Origin of the sequence: Streptomyces sp. NRRL WC-3549, from assembly GCF_000721935.1 — a bacterium.
GTDB lineage: Bacteria > Actinomycetota > Actinomycetes > Streptomycetales > Streptomycetaceae > Streptomyces.
The window spans coordinates 39023-39329 of sequence record NZ_KL585389.1 but is presented as its reverse complement, the minus strand read 5'-3'; the positions used below and the strand labels follow the sequence as shown (position 1 = coordinate 39329).

Genomic DNA, 307 nt, shown 5'->3' with positions numbered 1-307 from the left:
GGTGCCGACCTCCCGGGCGACCCGGGTCACCTCGTCCGCGAACGCGGACAGCGTGTCCACCATGGTGTTGATGACCTCGGCCAGGGCAGCGATCTCACCCTCGGCGTCCACGGTGATCTTCCGCGACAGGTCGCCGCGCGCCACGGCCGTGGCCACCTGCGCGATGGAGCGCACCTGTCCGGTCAGGTTGGACGCCATCACGTTGACGTTGTCGGTGAGGTCCTTCCACGTACCGGAGGCGCCCCGGACGGTGGCCTGACCGCCGAGCTTGCCCTCGGTGCCGACCTCCCGGGCGACCCGGGTCACC

1 protein-coding gene is annotated in these 307 nt (G+C 71.3%); it reads right to left on the bottom strand.

Features of this window, described 5'->3' with window-relative positions:
- The coding region (locus tag IH13_RS0107495; protein WP_031082181.1) for a HAMP domain-containing protein at window positions 1-306 on the bottom strand (306 nt) is incomplete at its 3' end.
- Window position 307: the final 1 nt, after the last annotated feature.